At 74.2% G+C, this 20,279-nt stretch carries 22 protein-coding genes; 10 read left to right on the forward strand and 12 right to left on the reverse strand.

What is annotated here, in order from left to right:
• Positions 1 to 57: 57 nt before the first annotated feature.
• The gene (locus GA0070620_RS15770) at positions 58 to 846 is read right to left on the reverse strand and encodes an aldo/keto reductase (protein ID WP_091591633.1); all 789 of its coding nucleotides are present in this window, start codon (positions 844 to 846) and stop codon (positions 58 to 60) included.
• 95 nt (positions 847 to 941) lie between these two features.
• Here GA0070620_RS15770 and GA0070620_RS15775 point away from each other — a divergent pair, with 95 nt between their 5' ends.
• Together GA0070620_RS15775 and GA0070620_RS15780 are read left to right on the forward strand one after the other, a co-directional pair.
• The gene (locus tag GA0070620_RS15775; RefSeq protein WP_091591635.1) at positions 942 to 1,994 is read left to right on the forward strand and encodes a DNA polymerase ligase N-terminal domain-containing protein; all 1,053 of its coding nucleotides are present in this window, start codon (positions 942 to 944) and stop codon (positions 1,992 to 1,994) included.
• Between the two features lie 14 nt (positions 1,995 to 2,008).
• Positions 2,009 to 3,199 carry a threonine synthase gene (locus GA0070620_RS15780; RefSeq protein WP_091591637.1) on the forward strand — a complete coding sequence of 397 codons (1,191 nt, stop codon included), beginning with the start codon at positions 2,009 to 2,011 and terminating at the stop codon, positions 3,197 to 3,199.
• 60 nt (positions 3,200 to 3,259) lie between these two features.
• Here the strand turns inward: GA0070620_RS15780 and GA0070620_RS15785 are convergent, their stop codons facing one another.
• The 4 genes from GA0070620_RS15785 to GA0070620_RS15800 form a co-directional block, all read right to left on the reverse strand.
• On the reverse strand, positions 3,260 to 5,056 hold the full coding sequence (locus GA0070620_RS15785; RefSeq protein WP_091591639.1) for a glycoside hydrolase family 15 protein: 1,797 nt from the start codon (positions 5,054 to 5,056) through the stop codon (positions 3,260 to 3,262).
• A gap of 73 nt (positions 5,057 to 5,129) precedes the next feature.
• On the reverse strand, positions 5,130 to 5,519 hold the full coding sequence (locus tag GA0070620_RS15790) for a cupin domain-containing protein (protein ID WP_091591641.1): 390 nt from the start codon (positions 5,517 to 5,519) through the stop codon (positions 5,130 to 5,132).
• Positions 5,520 to 5,790: 271 nt separating this feature from the next.
• Positions 5,791 to 6,198 carry a hypothetical protein gene (locus tag GA0070620_RS15795; RefSeq protein WP_091591644.1) on the reverse strand — a complete coding sequence of 136 codons (408 nt, stop codon included), beginning with the start codon at positions 6,196 to 6,198 and terminating at the stop codon, positions 5,791 to 5,793.
• A gap of 180 nt (positions 6,199 to 6,378) precedes the next feature.
• Positions 6,379 to 6,858 carry a septum formation initiator gene (locus GA0070620_RS15800; protein ID WP_091591647.1) on the reverse strand — a complete coding sequence of 160 codons (480 nt, stop codon included), beginning with the start codon at positions 6,856 to 6,858 and terminating at the stop codon, positions 6,379 to 6,381.
• Between the two features lie 102 nt (positions 6,859 to 6,960).
• Here GA0070620_RS15800 and GA0070620_RS15805 point away from each other — a divergent pair, with 102 nt between their 5' ends.
• The 4 genes from GA0070620_RS15805 to GA0070620_RS15820 all read left to right on the forward strand — a co-directional run bounded on the left by GA0070620_RS15805 (position 6,961) and on the right by GA0070620_RS15820 (position 10,769).
• The gene (locus tag GA0070620_RS15805; protein WP_091591650.1) at positions 6,961 to 7,656 is read left to right on the forward strand and encodes a response regulator transcription factor; all 696 of its coding nucleotides are present in this window, start codon (positions 6,961 to 6,963) and stop codon (positions 7,654 to 7,656) included.
• The gene (locus GA0070620_RS15810) at positions 7,653 to 8,930 is read left to right on the forward strand and encodes a HAMP domain-containing sensor histidine kinase (protein ID WP_091591653.1); all 1,278 of its coding nucleotides are present in this window, start codon (positions 7,653 to 7,655) and stop codon (positions 8,928 to 8,930) included. The genes GA0070620_RS15805 and GA0070620_RS15810 overlap by 4 nt, the downstream gene beginning before the upstream one ends.
• 82 nt (positions 8,931 to 9,012) lie before the next feature.
• Entirely contained in the window at positions 9,013 to 9,546 is a 534-nt protein-coding gene (locus GA0070620_RS15815) for a PepSY domain-containing protein (RefSeq protein ID WP_091598814.1), read from the forward strand.
• A 128-nt stretch (positions 9,547 to 9,674) separates the two neighbouring features.
• Positions 9,675 to 10,769 carry a beta family protein gene (locus GA0070620_RS15820; RefSeq protein ID WP_091591655.1) on the forward strand — a complete coding sequence of 365 codons (1,095 nt, stop codon included), beginning with the start codon at positions 9,675 to 9,677 and terminating at the stop codon, positions 10,767 to 10,769.
• Positions 10,770 to 10,773: 4 nt separating this feature from the next.
• On the opposite strand, the gene GA0070620_RS15825 is transcribed toward GA0070620_RS15820, so the two are convergent.
• Entirely contained in the window at positions 10,774 to 11,055 is a 282-nt protein-coding gene (locus GA0070620_RS15825) for an adhesin (protein WP_091591656.1), read from the reverse strand.
• 185 nt (positions 11,056 to 11,240) lie between these two features.
• Positions 11,241 to 12,326, reverse strand: coding sequence for an NAD(P)-binding domain-containing protein (locus GA0070620_RS15830; protein ID WP_197677604.1), 1,086 nt, complete (start codon positions 12,324 to 12,326; stop codon positions 11,241 to 11,243).
• Between the two features lie 113 nt (positions 12,327 to 12,439).
• On the opposite strand from GA0070620_RS15830, the gene GA0070620_RS15835 reads away from it, so the two are divergent.
• Positions 12,440 to 13,171, forward strand: coding sequence for an MIP/aquaporin family protein (locus GA0070620_RS15835; protein WP_091591658.1), 732 nt, complete (start codon positions 12,440 to 12,442; stop codon positions 13,169 to 13,171).
• A gap of 83 nt (positions 13,172 to 13,254) precedes the next feature.
• Positions 13,255 to 14,841, forward strand: coding sequence for a D-alanyl-D-alanine carboxypeptidase/D-alanyl-D-alanine endopeptidase (gene dacB / locus GA0070620_RS15840; RefSeq protein ID WP_091591660.1), 1,587 nt, complete (start codon positions 13,255 to 13,257; stop codon positions 14,839 to 14,841).
• 51 nt (positions 14,842 to 14,892) lie between these two features.
• Here dacB and GA0070620_RS15845 read toward each other — a convergent pair whose 3' ends face one another.
• The 4 genes from GA0070620_RS15845 to GA0070620_RS15860 form a co-directional block, all read right to left on the reverse strand.
• Positions 14,893 to 15,219, reverse strand: a complete 327-nt coding sequence (locus GA0070620_RS15845) for a hypothetical protein (RefSeq protein WP_172836442.1) — start codon at positions 15,217 to 15,219, stop codon at positions 14,893 to 14,895.
• A 93-nt stretch (positions 15,220 to 15,312) separates the two neighbouring features.
• The gene (locus GA0070620_RS15850) at positions 15,313 to 15,750 is read right to left on the reverse strand and encodes a nitroreductase family deazaflavin-dependent oxidoreductase (RefSeq protein WP_091591662.1); all 438 of its coding nucleotides are present in this window, start codon (positions 15,748 to 15,750) and stop codon (positions 15,313 to 15,315) included.
• 130 nt (positions 15,751 to 15,880) lie between these two features.
• A complete protein-coding gene (locus tag GA0070620_RS15855; protein ID WP_231922386.1) occupies positions 15,881 to 16,834 on the reverse strand; it encodes a hypothetical protein in 954 nt (317 codons plus the stop codon).
• A gap of 285 nt (positions 16,835 to 17,119) precedes the next feature.
• A complete protein-coding gene (locus GA0070620_RS15860) occupies positions 17,120 to 17,713 on the reverse strand; it encodes a pentapeptide repeat-containing protein (protein WP_091591666.1) in 594 nt (197 codons plus the stop codon).
• A gap of 74 nt (positions 17,714 to 17,787) precedes the next feature.
• Between GA0070620_RS15860 and GA0070620_RS15865 the strand changes: the two genes are divergently transcribed.
• Both GA0070620_RS15865 and GA0070620_RS15870 read left to right on the forward strand, forming a co-directional pair.
• Complete coding sequence (locus tag GA0070620_RS15865; protein WP_091591668.1) at positions 17,788 to 19,020, forward strand: serine hydrolase domain-containing protein; 1,233 nt, start codon at positions 17,788 to 17,790, stop codon at positions 19,018 to 19,020.
• Positions 19,021 to 19,103: 83 nt separating this feature from the next.
• A complete protein-coding gene (locus GA0070620_RS15870) occupies positions 19,104 to 19,745 on the forward strand; it encodes an NAD(P)-dependent oxidoreductase (protein WP_091591670.1) in 642 nt (213 codons plus the stop codon).
• A 42-nt stretch (positions 19,746 to 19,787) separates the two neighbouring features.
• On the opposite strand, the gene GA0070620_RS15875 is transcribed toward GA0070620_RS15870, so the two are convergent.
• Positions 19,788 to 20,252, reverse strand: a complete 465-nt coding sequence (locus tag GA0070620_RS15875) for a PPOX class F420-dependent oxidoreductase (protein ID WP_091591672.1) — start codon at positions 20,250 to 20,252, stop codon at positions 19,788 to 19,790.
• Between the last annotated feature and the right edge of the window lie 27 nt (positions 20,253 to 20,279).

Consider the following 20,279-nt stretch of genomic DNA (forward strand, 5'->3'; position numbering starts at 1 on the left):
GTACGTCGATGTCGATACCCTTCAATCCCTTGTCGCCGGCTGAAGGAATTTGCCCGATCAGACGGCGCCGAGCGCGTCGATGTCGCGCATCTCCTCCGCCGTCAGCGAGAACCGGAAGATGTCGGCGTTGGCCCGGATCCGGTCCGGCGTGACGCTCTTCGGGATCGCCACGATCTCGTGGTCGATGTGCCAGCGCAGGACCACCTGGGCCGGGGAGACGCCGTGCGCCGACGCGACGCGGGTCAGCACCGGGTCGGACAGGTCGCTGGTCTTGAACGGGCTGTAGCCCTCCAGCACGACGCCCCGGTCGCGGTGCTCGATGTGCCGCTGCCGGTCGTACAGGAAGGGGCTCCACTTGATCTGGTTGACCGCCGGGTTCTCGTCGGTCGCCTGGATCAGCTCGTCCATCTCCGGGGTGCTGTAGTTGCTCACCCCGATCGCCCGGGTCAGGTTCTCGTCCCGCGCGGCCAGCAGCTCCCGCCACAGCGGGATGCTGTCCCCCGGTGAGGCGGGCGGCCAGTGGATCAGCCACAGGTCCACGTGGTCGGTGCCGAGCGCCTCCAGGCTCGCCTCCAGGGTCTCGCGCTCGCGACCCACCCGGTTCGGCGGCAGCTTCGTGGTGATGAAGAGGTCCTCCCGGCGCAGGTCGCTCTCCCGCACCGCCTCGCCGACCTCCTTCTCGTTGCCGTAGACCGTGGCGGTGTCGATGTGCCGGTAACCGGCGTCGAGTGCCGCCAGCACGGCGTCGTACGCGGACTTACCGGTCGCCTGCCAGGTGCCGAACCCCAGCAGGGGCATCCGGACCTCGCCGGGGAGCAGGACGGTGGGCTGGTCATCGTGGTCCATGACGACCGTTCTACCCCTCCTCGTCCCCGGCATGTGGCGGAACGGGACCGGCCGGGCCACCGGCGAGTCGGGCCCGGTTGCCGGAGAATGCGGGTGTGGCGGACCGGCTGGACGAGTACCGACGCAAACGGGACGCGGCCCGGACGCCGGAGCCGGTCCCGGAGCGGACCGCACGCCGCCGCGGGCGCGGCGCGGACCGGTTCGTCATCCAGCAGCACCACGCCCGCAGCCTGCACTGGGATCTGCGGCTGGAGCGCGACGGCGTGCTCGCGTCCTGGGCGGTGCCGCGCGGGCTGCCCCGCGACTCCGGCCGCAACCACCTCGCCGTGCACACCGAGGACCACCCGATGGAGTACCTGGACTTCGCCGGTGAGATCCCGGCCGGCGAGTACGGCGGCGGCACCATGCGGATCCACGACCGCGGGACCTACCGCGCCGAGAAGTGGCGCGACGACGAGGTGATCGTGGTCCTCGACGGTGAACGCACCTCCGGGCGGTACGTGCTCTTCGCCACCGGCGGCCGGGACGGCCGGGACTGGATGGTCCGCCGCACGGACCCGCCGCCCGAGGGCTGGACGAGCATGCCCGAGCTGGTCCGCCCCATGCACACCACCCCGGCCGCCCGGCTCCCCCGCGACCAGGACAACTGGGGGTACGAGCTGCGCTGGGACGGCTTCCGCGCGGTCGCGTACGTCTCGGGCGGCCGGCTGCGGCTGCTCTCGGCCGCCGACGAGGACGTGACCGGGTCGTACGGCTGGCTGCGGGACCTCGCCGAGACCCTCGCGCCGACCGAGGCCGTCCTCGACGGGGTGCTGGTACGCATCGACGGCGGCGGCCGGGTGCGTCCGGCATCGCCCAGGGCGGGCGGTCGGGTGCCCGCCGGCGCCCAGTACCTGCTCGTCGACCTGCTCTGGCTGGAGGGCGTGAGCTGCGTCGACCTGCCGTACGCGCAGCGCCGTGAACTGCTCGACGGCTTGGCGCTGAACGGTCCGCACTGGCAGACTCCGCCGTGGTTCCCCGGCACCGGCGCCGAGGCGCTGCGTACGGGCCGCGAGCAGGGGCTGCCCGGGGTGGTGGCGAAACGGCTGGACTCGGGCTACGAGCCGGGCCGACGCAGCCGACGCTGGTTGAGCATCGACGCGAGCTGACGGCGAGGAACAACGTGTACCTGACCCACCTGGAGTGCCCCCGCTGCGGCAAAGAACACTCGGCGGACCGCCCGCAGAACCTCTGCGACTGCGGCTCGCCGGTGCTGGCCCGCTACGACCTGGCCGCGGTCGCCCGGGCGGTCACCCCGGAGCAGTTCCCGCTGCGCCCCGCCGACCTGTGGCGCTACCGGGAGCTGCTGCCGGTCGAGGACCCCCGGCACGTCACCACGCTCGGCGAGGGTTGGACGCCGCTGCTGCGCACCCCCCGCTACGGGGCGGAGATCGGAATCCCGGACCTGATGGTCAAGGACGAGGGCCTGACGCCCACCGGCTCCTTCAAGGCCCGGGGCGCCGCGGTCGGCGTCAGCCGCGCCCGCGAGCTGGGCGTCGAGCGGATCGCCATGCCGACCAACGGCAACGCCGGGGCGGCCTGGGCGACGTACGCGGCGCGGGCCGGGATGGGCGCGACCATCGTCATGCCGCTGTCCGCGCCGACCATCTGCCGCCGCGAGTGCGTGGCCGCCGGCGCCGACCTGAGTCTGGTGGACGGCCTGATCAGCGACGCCGGCCGGCGGGTGGCGGAGCTGGTCGCCGCGTCCGACGGGGCGATCTTCGACGCGGGCACGCTGCGCGAGCCGTACCGGCTCGAGGGCAAGAAGACCATGGGGTACGAGATCGTCGAGCAGCTCGGGTGGCAGGTGCCCGACGTGATCATCTATCCGACCGGCGGCGGCGTCGGCCTCATCGGCATCCACAAGGCGCTGCACGAGCTGCGCGAGCTGGGCTGGGTCGAGGACAAGCTGCCCCGGCTGGTGGCGGTGCAGTCCACCGGCTGCGCGCCGATCGTGCGGGCGTTCGCGGCCGGCGAGGACCGCGCCCAGCCCTGGGTCGACGCGCAGACCGTGGCGTTCGGCATCACCGTGCCGTCCCCGCTCGGTGACGAGCTGATCCTGACGGCCCTGCGGGAAAGCGCCGGCACGGCCGTGGCGGTGACCGACGAGGAGATCCTGGCCGACCTGCGGGACTTCGCCGACCGGGAAGGGCTGCTGCTCTGCCCGGAGGGCGCGGCGTGCCTGACCGCCGCCCGGCAGCTGCGGGCCGGCGGCTGGATCCGGGCCGGCGAGCGGGTCGTGGTGCTCAACACCGGCGCGGGCCTGAAGTACCCGGAGACGGTCGACGTCTCCGAGGTGCCGGTGCTCACCTGACGAGCCCGGCCCGCCGCGTCGCCGGCCGGGCCGGGCGGGAGGCACCGCGCCGGCCCGCCGTCACAGGCCGACGGGGTCGGTGAGTCGCCAGGCGGCGTTGATCAGGCCGATGTGCGACAGCGCCTGCGGCGTGTTGCCGAGGTGCGCCCCGCTGGCCAGGTCGATCTGCTCGCTGAACAGCCCGAGGTCGTTCGCGTGGCCCGAGACCCGGGTGAACAGCTCCTCGGCGCGCCGTGTGTCACCGGCCATCGCCAGGCACTCCACCATCCAGTAGGAGCAGAGCACGAAGCCGGCCGGGTCGGTGGACCAGCGCCGGATCAGGCCGTCGGAGGTGCCGAGTTCCCGCTGGACGGCCTCGATGGTCGACCGCATCCGCGGGTTGTTCGGCGACAGGAAGTGCACCACCGGCAGAAAGAGCGCCGAGGCGTCCAGCTCGGACGAGCCGAACGCGCCGGTGAACGCCCCGATCTCGTCGTTCCACGCCTCCCGCAACACGGTCGCGCGGATCTCGTCCCGGACCGCGGCCCACCGGCGCGGGTCGGCGCGCTCACCCAACCGGTCGGCCAGCCGCACCGCGCTGTCCATCGCCACCCAGCAGAGCACCTTGGACGACACGTAGTGCCGTTCCTCGTCCCGGGTCTCCCACATCCCCTGGTCCGGCAGCCGCCAGGAGTTCACCACCTGCTCGGTCAGCCCGAGCACCATGTCCCGCAGCTCGTGGTCGAAGGTGCCGCCGAGGTAGTCGCGCAGTCGCCAGACGGCGGAGAGGATCTCACCGGGCACGTCGAGCTGACGCTGTCGCCAGGCGTCGTTGCCGATCCGTACCGGCCCGGTTCCGGCGAAGCCGGACAGGTGCGGGCAGGTGTGCTCGCTGAGGTCCCGCTCCCCCTCCAGCCCGAACAGGACCGGCACCGGATCGTCCCCGATCCGCCCGATCGACCGGCTCACCCACTCGAAGAGCCGGGACGTCTCGTGCGGGCAGGCCGCCACCCACAGCGCCCGCATGGTCATCGCGAAGTCGCGCAGCCACGAGTAGCGGTAGTCGTAGTTGCGTTCACCGCCCACGAGCTCGGGCAGGGACGTGGTCAGCGCCGCGGCGACCGCCCCGCTGCGCCCGTACGTGAGGCCGGTCAGCACGGTCGCGCTGGGCCGGACCAGGTCGGGGTACCGGCCCGGGTACTGGTGCGTCTCCCGGAACGACTCCCACGCCCAGGCCGTCTCCTGCAGCGCGGCCGACGCGTCGAGCCGGACCGGCGGGTCCCCGTACGCCGACGCGTACGCCAGGTCGAAGGTGATGATCTGGCCGGCGGAGACCTCGAACTCCTCCCGGACGCTGTCGTGCCCGACGCGCAGCGGCAGGTCGCCGGCCCGCAGCACCAGGGTGGCCGGACCGGCGGTGGCGAGCACCTCGCCGTCGGCCTGCTGGCGGAGGTACGGGATGAGCAGTCCGTGCTCCGGTCGCGGCGTGAAGTCCAGGGCCATCCGGACCCGTCCGCTCAGCCCCTTCACCTCACGGAGCAGGACGGCGGGCGAGTTGAGCCCGAGGTCGTGTCCGCGTACGCCGTCTCCGGCGGCCAGCGCGTCGGTGACCGCCACGCTCCCCTCCGGCGTGTGGTGCACGGTCCGCAGCACCAGCGTGTCCGGCAGGTAGGCCCGCTCGACCCGGTGGCCGGGCCGGCCGGCGCCGACCGGGCCCAGCCGGTAGTGGCCGGCGCGCGGGCCGAGCAGCCGGGCGAAGACCGCGGTGCCGTCGAACCGCGCCGGGCACCACCAGTCGACGGACCCGTCCCGGCTGACCAGCGCGCCCGAGCGGCAGTCGGAGAGGAATCCGTAGTCGGCGATCGCCGGCTGCTCCACCCGCAGCGGGTACCCGCAACGACCCGGAACAGACCGGCCCTCCCCGGGTCGGCCCGTTGCCCGTGGCGGCGGATCAGCGCGGCGGCTCGTCCTCGCCGGCGGCCTCCGCGGCGTCCGCCTCCCGCTTGGTGTGATGCACCGCCTGGTCGGCGTGCTCGGGCGGCCCGTAGACGGTGTACAGCACGAGCGGGTTGGGGCCGGTGTTGACGAAGTTGTGCTTCGTGCCGGCCGGTACGACCACCAGGTCGCCCTGGACGACCTCACGCTTCTCACCGGCGACCCGGGCCTCGCCGGTGCCGCTGACGAAGGTCAGGATCTGGTCGATCCCCTCGTGGACCTCCTCGCCGATCTCACCGCCCGGCGGGATGGTCATGATCACCAACTGGGTGTTCTTCCCGGTCCACAGGACCCGCCGGAAGTCGGGGCTCTTCTCGGCGACGGTCGCGATCGTGAAATGCTCCATGACCGCCTCATACCCGTTGCGACGCCGCGCCACGCCGGGACTGTCAGATGGTGGAATTCCCCACTCGGGGGAGGTTTGGATCCGCGACGGGCGGGGATCGACACATCCGACCGGCACTGTGGTCGGTCGAGCCAGGTCCCCGCTGGCGTACCGCCGTACGGCTGCGTTGGTGGGAGACGGCCAGAGCGCGGCGACGTTCCGACCGAGGTCGGGCGGCGCCGTGCGCTCGTCTGCGCGGCCGGGCCCCACCGCGCCGGCGCGCCGACTCCGGTCAGGCCAGCACCGCGAGGTGGAACGGCCGGTCGGCCGCGGTGCCGTCGCTCGCGAAGGTCTCCACGAAGACGCCGTTCGGGATGCCGGTCCGCCCGGCGACGGAGATGTCCCCGATCGGCGCGACCCCCGCGCTGCCCGCCAATCCCACCGTGCCGACGTAGCCGGCCGCCGACACGTCCTGGTCGAAGATCACCTGGTACATGCCGGTGGAGAGACGGTTGGCGGTCGCCACGCCGAGACCTCGGATCAGGGTGCCGTTGGCGTTGACCACGGCGAAGAGGACCCGCGCGCTCGCCGGCAGGCCGACGCTCGCGCAGGTCGTGACCTCGTCGTCGGCCCGGACGGCATCGTCCTCCTCGGGCGCGGGCTGGGCCGCCGCCCCCCGCCGGGTTCTCGAGCTGGGCATGGTGCGGTCCTCCCTGCTGGCCGGCCCGGCCGGGCAGCGGTGCGGCAGTTCGTGCGGCAAAGAGGGATCGGCGGTGATCGCCCCCTTCGTCATCGAAACTAGATCGAGATTCCCGACGGCAACCAGTCGACGAGCTGTCCGATCAAGGACAAAAGCGCAGGTCAAGGCATCTGGGTTGGGTCAGTCGTCCGGCTCGGACACCGGCTCGCCGCCGAGGCAACGCACCTTCAGCTCGTGCTCCCCCGCCGGCCCCTCGAAGCGGACCTCCACGTCGTCGTCCGGCCCTCGGTCGACGTCCCGCACCCGGAAACCCTGCGCGGGCGCCCAGGACACCAGCCGTACGCCCTGCGGGGTGCACTCGGCGACCGCCGAGCCGCCGGCGGTGGCGAAGCTCCGCCGGGCGCCGGTGCCCGGCGACGCCACCGGCGGGGACCCGCCGGCCGACGGAACGGCGGCGGTCGGTGCGGCCGTCGACGGCGCGCTCGGCGCCGGCACCGGGTCGGCCTCCAACGCGCGGGCGATCTCCTCCGCGCTGCGCACCCCGCCCGGCGTCCCGGTGATGCTCTCCCCCACCAACCGGATCGCGCCCACCCCGATCAGGGTGGCGACGGCGGCGGTGGCCAGCCACCCGACGACGACGAGGAGCGAACGGCGAGGCATCCACCGAGTCTCCCCGACCGGAGGTTGGCGCCGGCACAGCGGCGCGCTAAGGGACGGTTAACGGCGCTGCCACCGGACCCGGTCAGTGGTTAACCTGCCAGAGTGGCCCGCCTGCTGCTCATCGAGGACGACCTCACGATCCGGACGCCGCTGATCCGGGCGCTGCGGGAACGGGGACACGCGGTCGCGGCCGCCTCCACCGCGATGGCCGGGCTGCGCGACGCCCTCGACGACCGGCCCGACCTGGTCGTGCTCGACCTGGGCCTGCCCGATCTGGACGGTCGGGAACTGCTGCGGATGCTGCGCGCGGTCAGCGCGGTGCCGGTCATCGTGGCCACCGCCCGAGACGACGAATCCGAGATCGTCCGGGTGCTCGACGCGGGCGCCGACGACTACGTGGTGAAGCCGTTCACGGCCGCGCAGCTCGACGCGCGGGCCCGCGCGGTGCTCCGCCGCGGACCGTCCGGTGCCGGCGCACCCGACCCGACGCTGGCCGTGGGCGGGCTGCGCGTCGACCCCCGCTCGCGGCAGGTGACGCTCGACGGCGCGCCGGTCGAGCTGACCCCGCGCGAGTTCGACCTGCTGCACCACCTGGCCGCCCGCCCCGGCCAGGTCGTCACCAAGCGGGAACTGCTGACCGAGGTGTGGCAGATCCCGTACGGCGGTGCCGACAAGACCGTCGACGTGCACCTGTCCTGGCTGCGCCGCAAGCTCGGTGAGACGGCGCAGGAGCCGCGCTACCTGCACACCGTGCGCGGCGTCGGGGTGCGCCTCGACCCGCCGGGGGCGACCGGGTGAGGGCCCGGCTCGCCCTGCTGGTGGCCGCCGTCAGCGTGCTCACCCTCGTCGCGTTCCTGGTGCCCCTGGCCCTGCTCGTGCGGACCGTCGCCGAGGACCGCGCCACCGTGCGGGCCACCGCCGACGCGCAGAGCCTCGTGCCCGTCGTGGGCACCGCCGACGCGGCGACGATCCGGCTGACCGTCGAGCAGTTGGCCGCCGACTCCGGCCGGCCGGTGAGCGTCTACCTGCCCGACGGCACGGTGCTCGGCGCGCCCGTCCCGCGTACGGCCGCGGTGGCGCTCGCCGCCCGGGGCCAGAGCCTCACCGGGGAGTCGACGGCGGGGCGCGAGGTGGTCATCGCCGTGCAGGGCCGGCCGGACGGCACCGGCGTGATCCGGGTGGAGGTGCCCCGGGCCGAGCTGACCGCCGGGGTGAATCGGGCCTGGCTGGTGCTCGCCCTGCTCGGTCTGCTGCTGGTCCTGATCGGGCTGCTGGTGGCCGACCGGCTGGCCCGCACCCTGGTCCGGCCCATCGACGCGCTGTCGGCCGTGTCGCACCGGCTGGCCAACGCGGAGCTGGACGCCCGGGTCACACCGTCCGGCCCGGCCGAGCTACGCGAGGTGGCGGGCGCGCTCAACCACCTCGCCAGCCGGATCCAGGTGCTGCTGGTGCAGGAACGCGAGCAGGTGGCGGACCTGTCCCACCGGCTGCGGACCCCGTTGACCGCGCTGCGGTTGGAGGCGGAGTCGCTGCGCGACGCGCAGGACGCGGCCCGGGTCACCGCCGCCGTCGACGGGCTGGAACGGGCCGTGACCGGTCTGATCCGGCAGGCCCGGTGGCGGCGGTCGCCGGAGGCGGGACCGACCGGCTCGGACGCCGCCGAGATCGTCGGCGAGCGGGTCGCCTTCTGGTCGGTGCTCGCCGAGGACACCGGGCGCGCGCTGACGCTGGACCTCGCGCCCGGCCCGCTCCCGGTCGGCGTACCCGGTGACGAGCTGGCCGCGGCGGTGGACGCCCTGCTCGGGAACGTCTTCGCGCACACCCCGGACGGCACCCCGTTCACCGTCCGGCTGGCCCGCAGCGAGGGCCAGGTGGTGCTGACCGTGGCCGACCAGGGGCCGGGCCTGCCGATCGACGCCGTTCGCCGGGGGGCGAGCGCGGCCGGCTCCACGGGGCTCGGACTGGACATCGCCCGCCGGGCGGCGCAGACCGCGGGCGGCCGCCTGGAGCTGCGTGGCGGCGGGCACGGCGGGGCCGAGGTGCTGCTGCGGTTGGGCCCGCCGACGGCTTAGCCCGGCCTTAACGTCGGCACAGCGCGATGCTATCCACGCACGACCGATCCTCGGAGACAACAACCGAGGAGAGGTGGACATCATGAAGCGCAGCGCGATCCTCCTGGCGTCGGCCGGGGGCGCCGCCGTCCTGGCCGTAGCCGGCGTGGCCGTCGGGGTCACCGCCGCCGACGGGGACCGGAACCGGGGCACCACCCTGGCCGCCGCGACGGTCGACCCGACCGATCCGGCCACCCCGACGGAGGGCGCCACCCCGGACGACAGCGCCACCGCCGGCACCCCGAGCGGCAGCGCCACCGCCGGTACCCCGAGCGGTACGCCGACCACCGGTGGCACCTCGACGCCGCCCGCCGGCGGGGACCGCGTCGACCAGCAGCGGGCCGGCGAGATCGCGCTGGCCCGGGTGGGCGGCGGACGGATCGTCGAGGTCGAGGCGGAGCAGGAGCACGGCCGCCCGGTGTGGAGCGTGGAGGTCGTGGACGGGAACACCGAGCACGACATCGACGTCGACCGGGACAACGGCACGGTGCTGCGGGCCGAGCAGGAGGCGGCCGATGACGATGACGACGATGACGACCGTGACGACGATGACGACGACAAGGACGACGACGACTGATCCGGCCCCCCTCGGCCCGCGGACGGCCCCGCCCCGGTCCACCCCAACGGGAGGACCGGGGCGGACGTGTCGGCCACCCGTACCCGCGCGGCCTGTGAACGGATCGACATGTCTGGCTACCCTGAAGTATGGTGCCCGCCCACGGGGGCCGGGCGACGGAACCGGTCTACCGCCCCGTCCTCGCCTGTCGACGGGGTGAGCTGGACGCCCTGGCCCACCTCGACGCCACCGCCGCTCCGCTGATCGCGCCGGTCCTCGACGTCACCGTCGTCGACCGGTCCATGGTGGACTCGCTGGCCCGGCTGCCGGCCGAGCTCCTCCCGGCCGTCGACGTGTCGGCGCTTCCGGCCACGCCGGAGACCGACCCGGTCCGCTGGGGCGTGCCGCTGGTGCCGGTCGTCGGGCTCGCCGAGAGCGACCGGCGGCTGGCCGCGCACGGTGTCACCGCCCGGGCGTACGCGCGACGGGCGGTGATCCGCCTGCGCGCCGCCCGGGACCGGGGCGGCCCGGACGCGACCACGTCGGCGGTCGAGCGGATCTGGCGCGGCACGGGGCTGGTGCCGGAGCAGTGTGACCTGCTGGTGGACGCCGGTGACGTGTGCTGCCCGGCGGACGTCCGGCTGGCCGAGGCGCGGGTACGCCGCCTGCTGGACTGGGCCCGGCGGCACGCCTGGCGGTCGGTGACGGTGGCGGCGGGCGGCCTGCCGCCCACCCTGAGCCGGCTCGCGGTGGACGAGCCGGTGCGGTTGGACCGCTGGGACTGGCTGCTCTGGCAGCGGCTGGCCGACCTCGGCGCGGGCTACGGTGACTACGGCGTGGGCCCGGCGCTGCCCGGGGCCGGACAGTCGGGCGACCGACTGTTCACACTCTGTTACACCACGGACGGCGCGTGGTGGATCTACCGCTGGTCGCGGCGGGGTGGCCGGGGCGACGACCGGTTCGCGGACCTGTGCCGCACCCTCGTGTCCGCCCCGCACTGGCCCACCGACGGGGCGTCGTTCTCCTGGGGTGACCACGAGATCCTCCGCCGCGCCCGCCGGGTCGCGGGCGCGGGGTCGGCGAGCAACTGGACGGCTTGGGGCACCTCCCACCACCTGGCGGAGGTGCTGGCCACGCTGCGGCGCCCAGCGCGGCACGCCCCGCTCGGGCCGTCGGGGGCCGGGTCGGCCCGTGGCCGGCCGTCCCGTCCGCCGCGTGGTGGTGAGAGCCGGCGGGCCGGCTGACGGCCTACTGCTTCTCGGTGAAGCCGAACTGGACGATGCCCTCCTCGTCCACGGTCGCGTCGACCGAGGCGTCACCGAGAATCTCGGCGGCGTCGGCGTCCAGGAAGATCCGCGCGCCCTGGTTGTCCACCACGTGGTCCCCCTGCACCGGCTCGGAGACCAGCTCCACGGTGAGCGAACCGGCGTCGGCGTCGGCGGCGATGCGCACGCCACCGTCCTCGGCGACGTCCTGCTGGTTGGCGAGGTCGCGGATGACCAGGACGGCGTTGTCGGTCATGGTGAGCATGCGGAACTCCTCGTGGATTCTCTCGGATCGCGGTCGGAACGGCGCAGACCGGGAATGGCCCGCGTCCGGGGCGCACGTGGGAGGTGATCGCGGCCCGACCTCGTCGCGACCGCGTCGGGGCAGCTGAAGGGGCCCCTCACCGCCTACGTTGCCCGCTGTCGGGCCATCCGTCAAATAGAGGCCCGTCAGTCGAGAGCGGCGTCGCGCGCGAGCAGATCCCGGATCTCCCGCGCCGCCGCGCGGCCGGCCCGGTTGGCGCCGATCGTGCTGGCCGAGGGCCCGTACCCGACGAGGTGGATCCGCTCGTCGGCGACCACGCGGGTGCCGTCCAGGGTGATGCCGCCGCCCGGGGCGCGCAGCCGGAGCGGAGCGAGGTGGTCGAGCGCGGCCCGGAAGCCCGTGCACCAGAGGATCATGTCGGCACGCACGAAACGACCGTCGTCCCAGGCGACGCCGTCCGGCGTGATCCGGTCGAACATGGGTAACCGACGGAGAACGCCCTGCTCGCGGAGGCGGCGCACCTCGGCCGTGACCGGCAGTCCGGTGACCCCGACGACGCTGGTCGGCGGGCGTCCCGACCGCACCCGCTCCTCGACCAGGGCGACAGCCGCGCGTCCCTGCTCCGGGCCGAACTCGCCGTCCCGGAAGTCCGGCGGCCGGCGGCTCACCCAGGTCGCGGCGGCGACGACGGTGGAGACCTCGCCGAGCAGCTGGACGGCGGACGTTCCGGCCCCGACCACGACGACCCGCTTGCCGGCGAACTCGTCCGGGCCGCGGTAGTCGGCGGTGTGCAGTTGGCGGCCCCGGAACGACGCCCGACCGGGGTAGTGCGGCCAGAAGGGGCGGGTCCACGTGCCGGTGGCGTTGACCAGGGCGCGGGCGGTCCAGCTGCCCTGGTCGGTCCGCACGTCCAGCCGGCCGTCGGGCAGCGGGTGCACCGCCGCCACCCGGACGGGGCGGCGCACCGGCAGGTCGAACTCCCGCTCGTACGCGGCGAAGTAGTCGGTCACCACCCGGGCGGCCGGCTCGTGCGGGCCGGCCGCGGGGAAGGACATCGCGGGCAGCTCGTGGAAGCCGTGGACCCGCTCGACGGTCAGCGTCGGCCAGCGGTGCCGCCACGCCCCGCCCGGGCCGTCGTCGGCGTCCAGGACGACGAATCCCGGGCCGGGGTCGAAGCCCGCCCGGCGCAGGTGGTACGCGACGGAGAGGCCCGCCTGACCGGCGCCGACCAACCACCACGTCGACGGTGCGAGGGTCCATGTCCGATGCAACAGCGACGGTCCGAGGGCTGTGCCCGCCGTCGCCGTCGCCCCGGTCACAGGCCGCCCGGGTTCTCGCTAGCCTTTTCCCCTGACATCAGCTGATTTGTCCATAGGCTGGCACCATGACAGACTTCCGCCGCTACCTCGCCGAGTTCATCGGCACCTTCCTGCTGGTCTTTCTCGGCGTGGGCAGTGCGGTCGCGGCCCGGGTCCAGGGCGGCGTGGTGGTGGTGTCCCTCGCCTTCGGGCTGGTCCTGCTCGCGCTCGTCTACACCATCGGTCCGCTGTCCGGCAGCCACGTGAACCCGGCCGTCACCCTCGGGGTGCTGATCTCCGGCAAGATCTCGCTGGTCGGGGCGGCCGCGTACTGGGTCGCGCAGTTCCTCGGGGGGATCCTCGGGGCGTTCCTGCTGTGGGTGCTCACCCGATGGGGTGACGTCGTGGACCAGACCGGCGCGCTCGGCAGCAACGGCTACGGCGCCCACATCAACCGGGGCGGCGCGGCCCTGCTGGAGCTGGTCCTGACGTTCCTACTCGTGCTGGTCGTGCTCGTGGCGGGCGCCCGGCTCGACCACGCGGCCGTGTCCGGCGTCGCGATCGGTCTGGCACTCGCCGCCACGCAGCTGGTCGGCCTCACCCTCACCGGCGCCTCGGTCAACCCGGCCCGGTCCCTGGGCCCGGCGCTCTTCGAGGGCGGCGTCGCCCTACGGCAGCTGTGGGTGTTCATCGTCTTCCCACTGCTCGGCGGGGCACTCGCGGCGCTGGTGGCACCACTGATCATCCGCGGGGACGGCCGCTACTGGGGTGGCGAGGAACGGCCCGAGCGGCCGGGCCCGGCGGTGCCGTCGGCCTGATTCCGCCACCACCCGGGGCGGTGCGGCGAAAACTTTCGATGCCAGCCCTTTCCTGGCGATAATCTCCATGACAGCATCGGCGGATGCATCGACGTCTCTTCCCCCGGTCGCTCGCGCTGGTGGCGCTGGTCGGCGTCACGGCCACCGTCGGCGCCTCCGGGGCCACCGCCGACGCCCCGCCACCGGCGGTCACCCGGCTGCACGCGACCATCGACGCGATCCTCGCCGACGCGCGGCTGGCCGGGGCACAGGCCTCGGTGGTCGTCGTCGACACCACCACGGGTCAGAAGCTCTACGACCGCAACGGCGACCGTCGGCTGGTCCCCGCCTCCAACACCAAGCTGCTCACCTCCACCGCCGCCCTGGCGCTGCTCGGGCCCGGCCACCGCCTCACGACCGACGTGCTCGGCGGCGGCAAGCGGCGCGCCGGCGGGGTGCTCGCCGGCGACCTCTACCTGCGGGGCGGCGGCGACCCCACCATGCTCGCCGGCGACTACGACGCCCTCGCGAAGCAGGTGGCGGCAGCCGGCGTACGGGTCGTGACGGGCGATCTGGTGGCCGACGACACCCGCTACGACCGGACCCGGCTCGGGCCGGACTGGACGTGGGACGACGAGCCGTACTACTACGCGGCGCAGGTGTCCGCCCTCACCGTCGCACCCGACACCGACTACGACGCGGGCACCGTGATCGTCCACGCCGCACCCGGGCGGGCCGCGGGCGCCCCGCCGGTCATCACCACCACCCCGCCGACCGACTACCTGCGGTTCGACAACCGGGCCGAGACGGTCGCCGACGGGGAGACGTCGATCTCCTTCACCCGGGAACACGGCGGCAACACCGTCGTGGTCACCGGACAGATCGCCGTCGGGGACGAGCCGGCCAGTGACTGGGTGACGGTCTGGGAGCCGACCGGGTACGCGGCCGACGTGTTCCGGGCAGCGCTGCGTCGGCACGGTGTGCGCGTACTCGGCGCAACGGTGCTGGGCAGGGCCACCCCGGCGGCCGCGACCGCGGTGGCCCGGCACGACTCGATGCCCCTGGCCGAGCTGATGGTGCCGTTCCTCAAGCTCTCCAACAACGGCCACGCCGAGATGCTGACCAAGGAGATCGGGCGGGTACGCTCCGGCGCCGGCACCTGGTCCGCCGGACTGGCCGCGATCAACGGGTACGCCGCGGGCGCCGGCGTGGACACCGGCACGCTGCGCCAGCGCGACGGCTCCGGGCTCTCCCGGCGCAACCTCGTCCCGGCGGGCGAGTTCGTGGACCTGCTCGCCGCCGTGCGCGCCGAACCCTGGTTCGACACCTGGTACGCGGCGCTCCCGATCGCCGGCCAGGCCGAGCGCTTCGTGGGCGGCACGCTGCGCAGCCGGATGGCGGGAACCGTGGCGGCGGGGAACGTGCACGCCAAGACGGGCAGCCTCACCGGAGCCTCCAGCCTCTCCGGCTATGCGACCGACGCCGACGGCCGGGTGTTGGCGTTCTCGATCCTGCTCAACAACTACCTGGCCTCCTCGGTGAAGGCGCTGGAGGACCAGATCGCGGTCGCGCTCGCCGCGTACAGCGAGAAGAGCACGACCACGGCGCGGGTCTCGCCTCCCGTGGTGCCCGACGCCGGCGCCTGGCCGGAGGGGTTGGAGTGCTCCTGGGTCAAGCCGGTTGCCTGCTGAGCGCCGGGTGGTCCGGCCCGGCCCACCCGGACCCGGCGGCGGGCCGCCCGGTCAGGCGCCGGGCCGGGTGGGCACCGGGGCCGCCGGGTCGCCGCGCTCGATGAGCGCGGCGATCTCGGCGTCCCGCAGCCCGCGCAGCGCCAGCACCCGGGTGCCCCAGCGGTGCAGACGGCACGGGTGCGGGCTCGCGTCGTTGCGGCAGACCGTGCCACCCGACCACCGCCGTGGCGCGTGCACCACCACCGCCCGCACCGCGAACTGGGCGTCCTCGCCGGTCACGTACGGCGGCAGCGGGATCTCCCGGAGCACGTCGCCGGGCGGGTCTCCCGCACCGGTCGGGGTGCCGGGCCGGGCGCGGTGGACGGTGCTGCTGCTCATCTGCGGTGCCTCCACACAGGACGGTCAGACCGGGACAGCAGAAAGTTACGCCGACGTGGACGGAGGGCGACGGACAAACTGTCCCGGTCCGCGTCAGCGGCGTTCCAGCACCACCACCGGGATCTCCCGGTCGGTCTTGGTCTGGTAGTCGTCGTACGCGGGCCAGATCTCGGCCATCGTCGCCCACACCCGGGGCCGCTCCTCGGGCGTGGCGGTGCGGGCCCGCGCGGTGAAGCGCTCACCCAGCACCTGCACCTCCACCTCCGGGTCCGCGAGCAGGTTGAGATACCACGCCGGGTGCTCCGGCGCGCCGCCCTGCGACGCGACGACCAGGTAGTCGTCCCCGTCGCGCCCGTAGATGAGGGCGGTGCGGCGCAGCTTGCCGCTGCGGCGTCCACGCGTGGTCAGCAGCAGGGTGAACACTCCGGGCCGCCACTCGTGGCCGTCGGCTCCGTCCGTGGCCAGGTAGCGGCGGATGTGGTCGGCGACCCAACCCGCCGGGCTGTCCAGGACCTGCTCGCTGGAGGTCATCGGCACGCTCCTCTTCGACTGCTCGGGCTCGTCGCGCTCACGCTACTCCGGCGGGCGGTGGTCGGCCGGGCGAAGCGCGGGCCTGCGGAGGGCCACCACCCGGTGCGGGACCGACCGGGCTCCCGACCGGTCAGCGCAGCGCCACCGCCTGGAGGCCGACGTTGCCGCAACCCCGGCTGAAGACCGCCTCGGTGGTCCAACTGATCAGCAACCGGGCGTCCTTGGGGGCGCGGAACCGCACCGTGAACTCGGCGCTGCGGCTGGTGTGCGGGTCCTCCAGGCGCAGGGTCGTGGCCGGGCCGCCGGTCGAGAGGCGCGCCTCCAGCCGACCGCGGGCCATCCAGAGCCCGGCATAGAGCCGCACCGTACGGAGCTCACCGCTGCCGGCGACGGCCAGCGAGAAACCGTTGCCGGCACCGCAGGTGAAGACCCCGGTCGAGGTGGCGTGGGCCGACCGCACCGACCCGCCGTCCCGCCAGCTGAAGACCTCCTGGTTGCCGTCCCAGTTGCCGCGCCGGCCCCGTCCACCCTCGTCCAGGATCTCGCCGGTCCCGCCCCGCTTGCGCACCGTCGAGTTGCCGCGCAACCCCCAGTGCACCCAGTCCCGCGAACCGACGGCGGTCAGGTCGACCTCCGCCGGGATGTCCCGCTGGCTGACGCTGAGCTGCGGCGACGCGGGCGCGGACACCGACGGGCTGGGGGTCGGACTGGGCGGCGGGCTCGGCGGACGCTGCCGGGGCCGCAGACCCGGGGCGGCCGGCCCGGGCTCACTGCGGTTGGCCTCGACGGCCGGATAGCCGGTCGGACGACCGACCCCCGCGGGAACCCCGCTCGGCAGCACCGGCTCGGGGCCGGGACGGGTCCCGACGTACGCGAGCAGGCCGGTGAGGCCGGTCAGCAGCGTGAGCCCGGCGACCACCCAGCGCCGGGGCGCGCCCGGCCGGATCGACCGCCCCAGCGCGGCGCGCGCCCGGCGCGCCACGGGTGCGCCCGACCGGTGCCGGGCGGCTGTGGCGGCGGCGCGATGGCCGGCTCCCCGACCGGACGCATCCGTGCCCGTCCGGGTGAAGTCCTCCTCCGCCACCGGCCCTCCACATAACACCGGCCGCCTCCGGACCGGTGGCGTGCGTAACCCGCACGGCTCGCCCGCCGCGCATGGCTCGATCCACCGGAAACCGGACGGTCGACGTGTCCAGTCCGTCAGCGCACGGTAGCGGACATCGACCGGAAGCGGAATCGCGGGCCGGGTACGGAAAGGGCGTGCGCGGGCCGGCCGGAGGTGTCGAACCGGCGGGCGCCGAGGCGCCCGGAGGTCACCGCCGCTCGCGGCGTCGCAGGCCGCGGCCCGGGTGCCTTTCTCCGCCGGCTCTCAGCCGACCTCGAAACCCAGCGCCCGGGCGATCAGCACCGCCTGCTCCGGGTCCACGATCGCACCGGCCCGCTCGACGGCCAGCGGGTCCAGCGCGCTCAGGTCACTGCCGCGCAGGTCCGCCCCGCCGAGGCGGCACCCGCGCAACTGCGCGCCGGAGAGGTCCACCCCGGTGACCGTGGCGCCGGTCAGGTTGACCCCGGTCAGGTCGGCCTCGCGCATCCGGACGTCGGTGAGGCGTACGCCGCGAAGGTCGGCGCCGGGCAGCCCGACGAAGGACCAGTCGCCGCCGGAGACGGCCAGGGGACGCAGGTCGCACTGCTCGAACGTGCTGCCGACCAGCTTGCAGCCGGTGAAGTCGGCCTCGAAGAGGTTGCAGCGGGTGAACGTGCAGCGGGTGAAGGCCGAGTCGGTGTGCCGGGAGGCGTTGAACTGGACGTTGCCGAAGGTGCACTCGGTGAAGACCGCGCCCCGGCTGACCGCCTCGGTGAGGTCGACCCAGAAGAACTCGCAGCGGGCGAAGCGGCGGTCGGCCAGGTCCTCCGCGTACCAGTCCTCGTCGCGGAAGGTTCTGTCCTCGGTCAGCTCCGGCATCCGGTCAGGCTAGTGGTCACCACCGACGGCTCAGCCCTTCCGGTACGGCCGAACCGGCGAGTAGGTTCGGCGACGTGAGTGTGGCGCGGAGCATCGACCCGGACCAGATCGGCTTCGACCCGGCGCGGCTGGCGCGGATCGACGAGCACTTCGGCAGGTACGTCGACGACGGCCGGCTCGCCGGCTGGCAGGCGGTGGTCACCCGGCGCGGCGAGGTGGTCCACTCGACCACGTACGGGCTGCGCGACGCCGAGGCCGGAGCGCCGGTCGAGGCGGACACGCTGTGGCGGATCTACTCGATGACCAAGCCGGTCACCTCGGTCGCCGCCATGATCCTGTGGGAGGAGGGCCGGTTCGAGCTGACCGACGAGATCAGCCGCTGGCTCCCCGAGTTCGCCGACCTGCGGGTCTACTCGAAGGGGTCGACGCTCAAGCCGTACACGGTGCCGGCGGTCGAGCCGATCCGGGTGTGGCACCTGCTCACCCACACCGCCGGCCTGACGTACGGCTTCATGCAGACCTCGGTGGTCGACGGTCTCTACCGGGCGGCCGGCTACGACCTCTATCCGCCGTCCGACGTCGACCTGGCCACCGCCTGCCGGGCGTTCGGACAGCTTCCGCTGCTCTTCCAGCCCGGCACGGCCTGGGGCTACTCCGTCGCGACCGACGTGCTGGGCCGGCTCGTCGAGGTGGTCTCCGGGCAGAGCCTCGACGCCTTCTTCGCCGACCGGATCTTCCGGCCGCTGGGGATGACCGACACCCGTTGGTACGTCGACGGCGACGAGGCCGCCCGGCTCGGCGCCCTCTACGCGCCCGACCCGCACACCGGCCACGCGGTCCGCTTCGACCGGCTGGGCGCCCTGGCGTACGACAAGCCGGCCCTGCTCTCCGGCGGCGGTGGCCTGATCTCCACCGCCGGCGACTACCACCGGTTCACCCAGATGCTGCTGCGCGGCGGCGAGCTGGACGGCGTCCGCGTCCTCGGCCCGCGCACCGTGCGGTTCATGACCCGCAACCACCTGCCCGGCGGCCAGGATCTCGGCACCCTGTCGACCGGCGGGTTCGCCGAGACCACCCTCGACGGCATCGGCTTCGGCCTGGGCTTCGCGGTGGTCGACGACCCGATCCCGAGCCGGGTGCCGAGCAGCGTCGGCGAGTACTACTGGGGTGGGGTGGCGAGCACCGCGTTCTGGGTCGACCCGGCCGAGGAGATCACCGCGCTCTTCTTCACCCAGCTGATGCCGTCCAGCACCCACCCGATCCGGCCGCAGCTGCGCCAACTGGTCTACAGCGCCCTGGTGGACTGACCGCGGGTTCTTCCGGTAACCGCACCCGCCGGCCACCCCGGTCAATAACCTGGGGAAGGATTCACGTCCGGCGGGAGGCGGCCATGAGCAGCATCGTCGTGTTCGGGGCGGGTGGCACCGCGGGGTCCCGGGTCACCGCCGAGGCGGTCAACCGGGGGCACCGGGTCACCGCCGCCGTACGCCGTCCGGAGGCCACCTCGTACCTGCCGACCGGCGTGCGGGTGGTCACCGGCGACGCGACCAGCGAACGGAGCGTACGCGAACTGGCGCCCGAGGCGGACGTCATGGTGGTCGCCATCGGGGGCGACGGTCACGACCTGTGGCAGGACGCGGCCCGGACGCTGGTCACCACGCTCCGCGACCTGCCGGAACCGCCGCGGATCATCCACGTCGGCGGCGGGTCGACCCTGCTCACCCCGAAGGGCACGCCCTTCCTGGACGAGCCGGACTTCCCGGCGGAGTACCGGGAATCGGCCCAGGGGCAGGCCGCCGCGCTGGCCTACTACCGCGCCAGCGGCGACGGGGTGACCTGGACGTACGTGTCACCGCCGCCGCTGGAGTTCCACCCGGGCGAGCGGACCGGGCACTACCGCACCGGCACCGACGAGCCGGTGACCGACGACCAGGGGCGCTCGGTGCTCACGTACGAGGACCTGGCGGTGGCGATCGTCGACGAGATCGAGAACCCGCGGCACGAGAACGCGCGTTTCACGGCGGCGTACTGAGTGCGGGCCGGCGACTCCGGGAAGGAGCCGACGGGAGCGTGATCAGTCGGCGAGGCGGGCGGGGAATCCGCCGGTGGCGATCGGCCCCCACCGCTCGATGGTGACCCGGATCAGGGCCTTGCCCTGCCGGACCATCGCGGCCCGGTACTCGTCCCAGTCCGGGTGCTCGCCGGAGATGCAGCGGAAGTACTCGACCAGCGGTTCGAGGGCGTCCGGCAGGTCGAGCACCTCGGCGGTGCCGTCGACCTGCACCCACGGGCCGTCCCACTCGTCGGAGAGCACACACGCCGACACGCGCGGGTCGCGGCGCACGTTGCTCGCCTTCACCCGCTCCGGATAGGTGGAGATGACCAGCCGGCCGGCCGGGTCGACCCCGGCGGTGACCGGCGAGGCCTGCGGGCGGCCGTCCGCGCGCGTGGTCATCAGGACCACCCGGTGTCGGGGGCGGAGGAACTCGACCAGGGCGTCCCGGTCGACGCGGGTGTTCGTCGCGATGCTGCGTGCCACATCTCGTTTCTACCAGGGCGGCCGACC

This window comes from Micromonospora krabiensis (assembly GCF_900091425.1).
GTDB lineage: Bacteria > Actinomycetota > Actinomycetes > Mycobacteriales > Micromonosporaceae > Micromonospora > Micromonospora krabiensis.

What these genes read in the sequence shown, in the direction of transcription:
- GA0070620_RS15770 (WP_091591633.1), bottom strand. Translation starts at nt 846, where the DNA reads ATGGACCACGATGACCAGCCCACCGTCCTGCTCCCCGGCGAGGTCCGG.
- GA0070620_RS15790 (WP_091591641.1), bottom strand. Translation starts at nt 5,519, where the DNA reads ATGGAGCATTTCACGATCGCGACCGTCGCCGAGAAGAGCCCCGACTTC.
- GA0070620_RS15795 (WP_091591644.1), bottom strand. Translation starts at nt 6,198, where the DNA reads ATGCCCAGCTCGAGAACCCGGCGGGGGGCGGCGGCCCAGCCCGCGCCC.
- GA0070620_RS15800 (WP_091591647.1), bottom strand. Translation starts at nt 6,858, where the DNA reads ATGCCTCGCCGTTCGCTCCTCGTCGTCGTCGGGTGGCTGGCCACCGCC.
- GA0070620_RS15815 (WP_091598814.1), top strand. Translation starts at nt 9,013, where the DNA reads ATGAAGCGCAGCGCGATCCTCCTGGCGTCGGCCGGGGGCGCCGCCGTC.
- GA0070620_RS15820 (WP_091591655.1), top strand. Translation starts at nt 9,675, where the DNA reads ATGGTGCCCGCCCACGGGGGCCGGGCGACGGAACCGGTCTACCGCCCC.
- GA0070620_RS15825 (WP_091591656.1), bottom strand. Translation starts at nt 11,055, where the DNA reads ATGCTCACCATGACCGACAACGCCGTCCTGGTCATCCGCGACCTCGCC.
- GA0070620_RS15835 (WP_091591658.1), top strand. Translation starts at nt 12,440, where the DNA reads ATGACAGACTTCCGCCGCTACCTCGCCGAGTTCATCGGCACCTTCCTG.
- dacB (WP_091591660.1), top strand. Translation starts at nt 13,255, where the DNA reads ATGCATCGACGTCTCTTCCCCCGGTCGCTCGCGCTGGTGGCGCTGGTC.
- GA0070620_RS15845 (WP_172836442.1), bottom strand. Translation starts at nt 15,219, where the DNA reads ATGAGCAGCAGCACCGTCCACCGCGCCCGGCCCGGCACCCCGACCGGT.
- GA0070620_RS15850 (WP_091591662.1), bottom strand. Translation starts at nt 15,750, where the DNA reads ATGACCTCCAGCGAGCAGGTCCTGGACAGCCCGGCGGGTTGGGTCGCC.
- GA0070620_RS15860 (WP_091591666.1), bottom strand. Translation starts at nt 17,713, where the DNA reads ATGCCGGAGCTGACCGAGGACAGAACCTTCCGCGACGAGGACTGGTAC.
- GA0070620_RS15870 (WP_091591670.1), top strand. Translation starts at nt 19,104, where the DNA reads ATGAGCAGCATCGTCGTGTTCGGGGCGGGTGGCACCGCGGGGTCCCGG.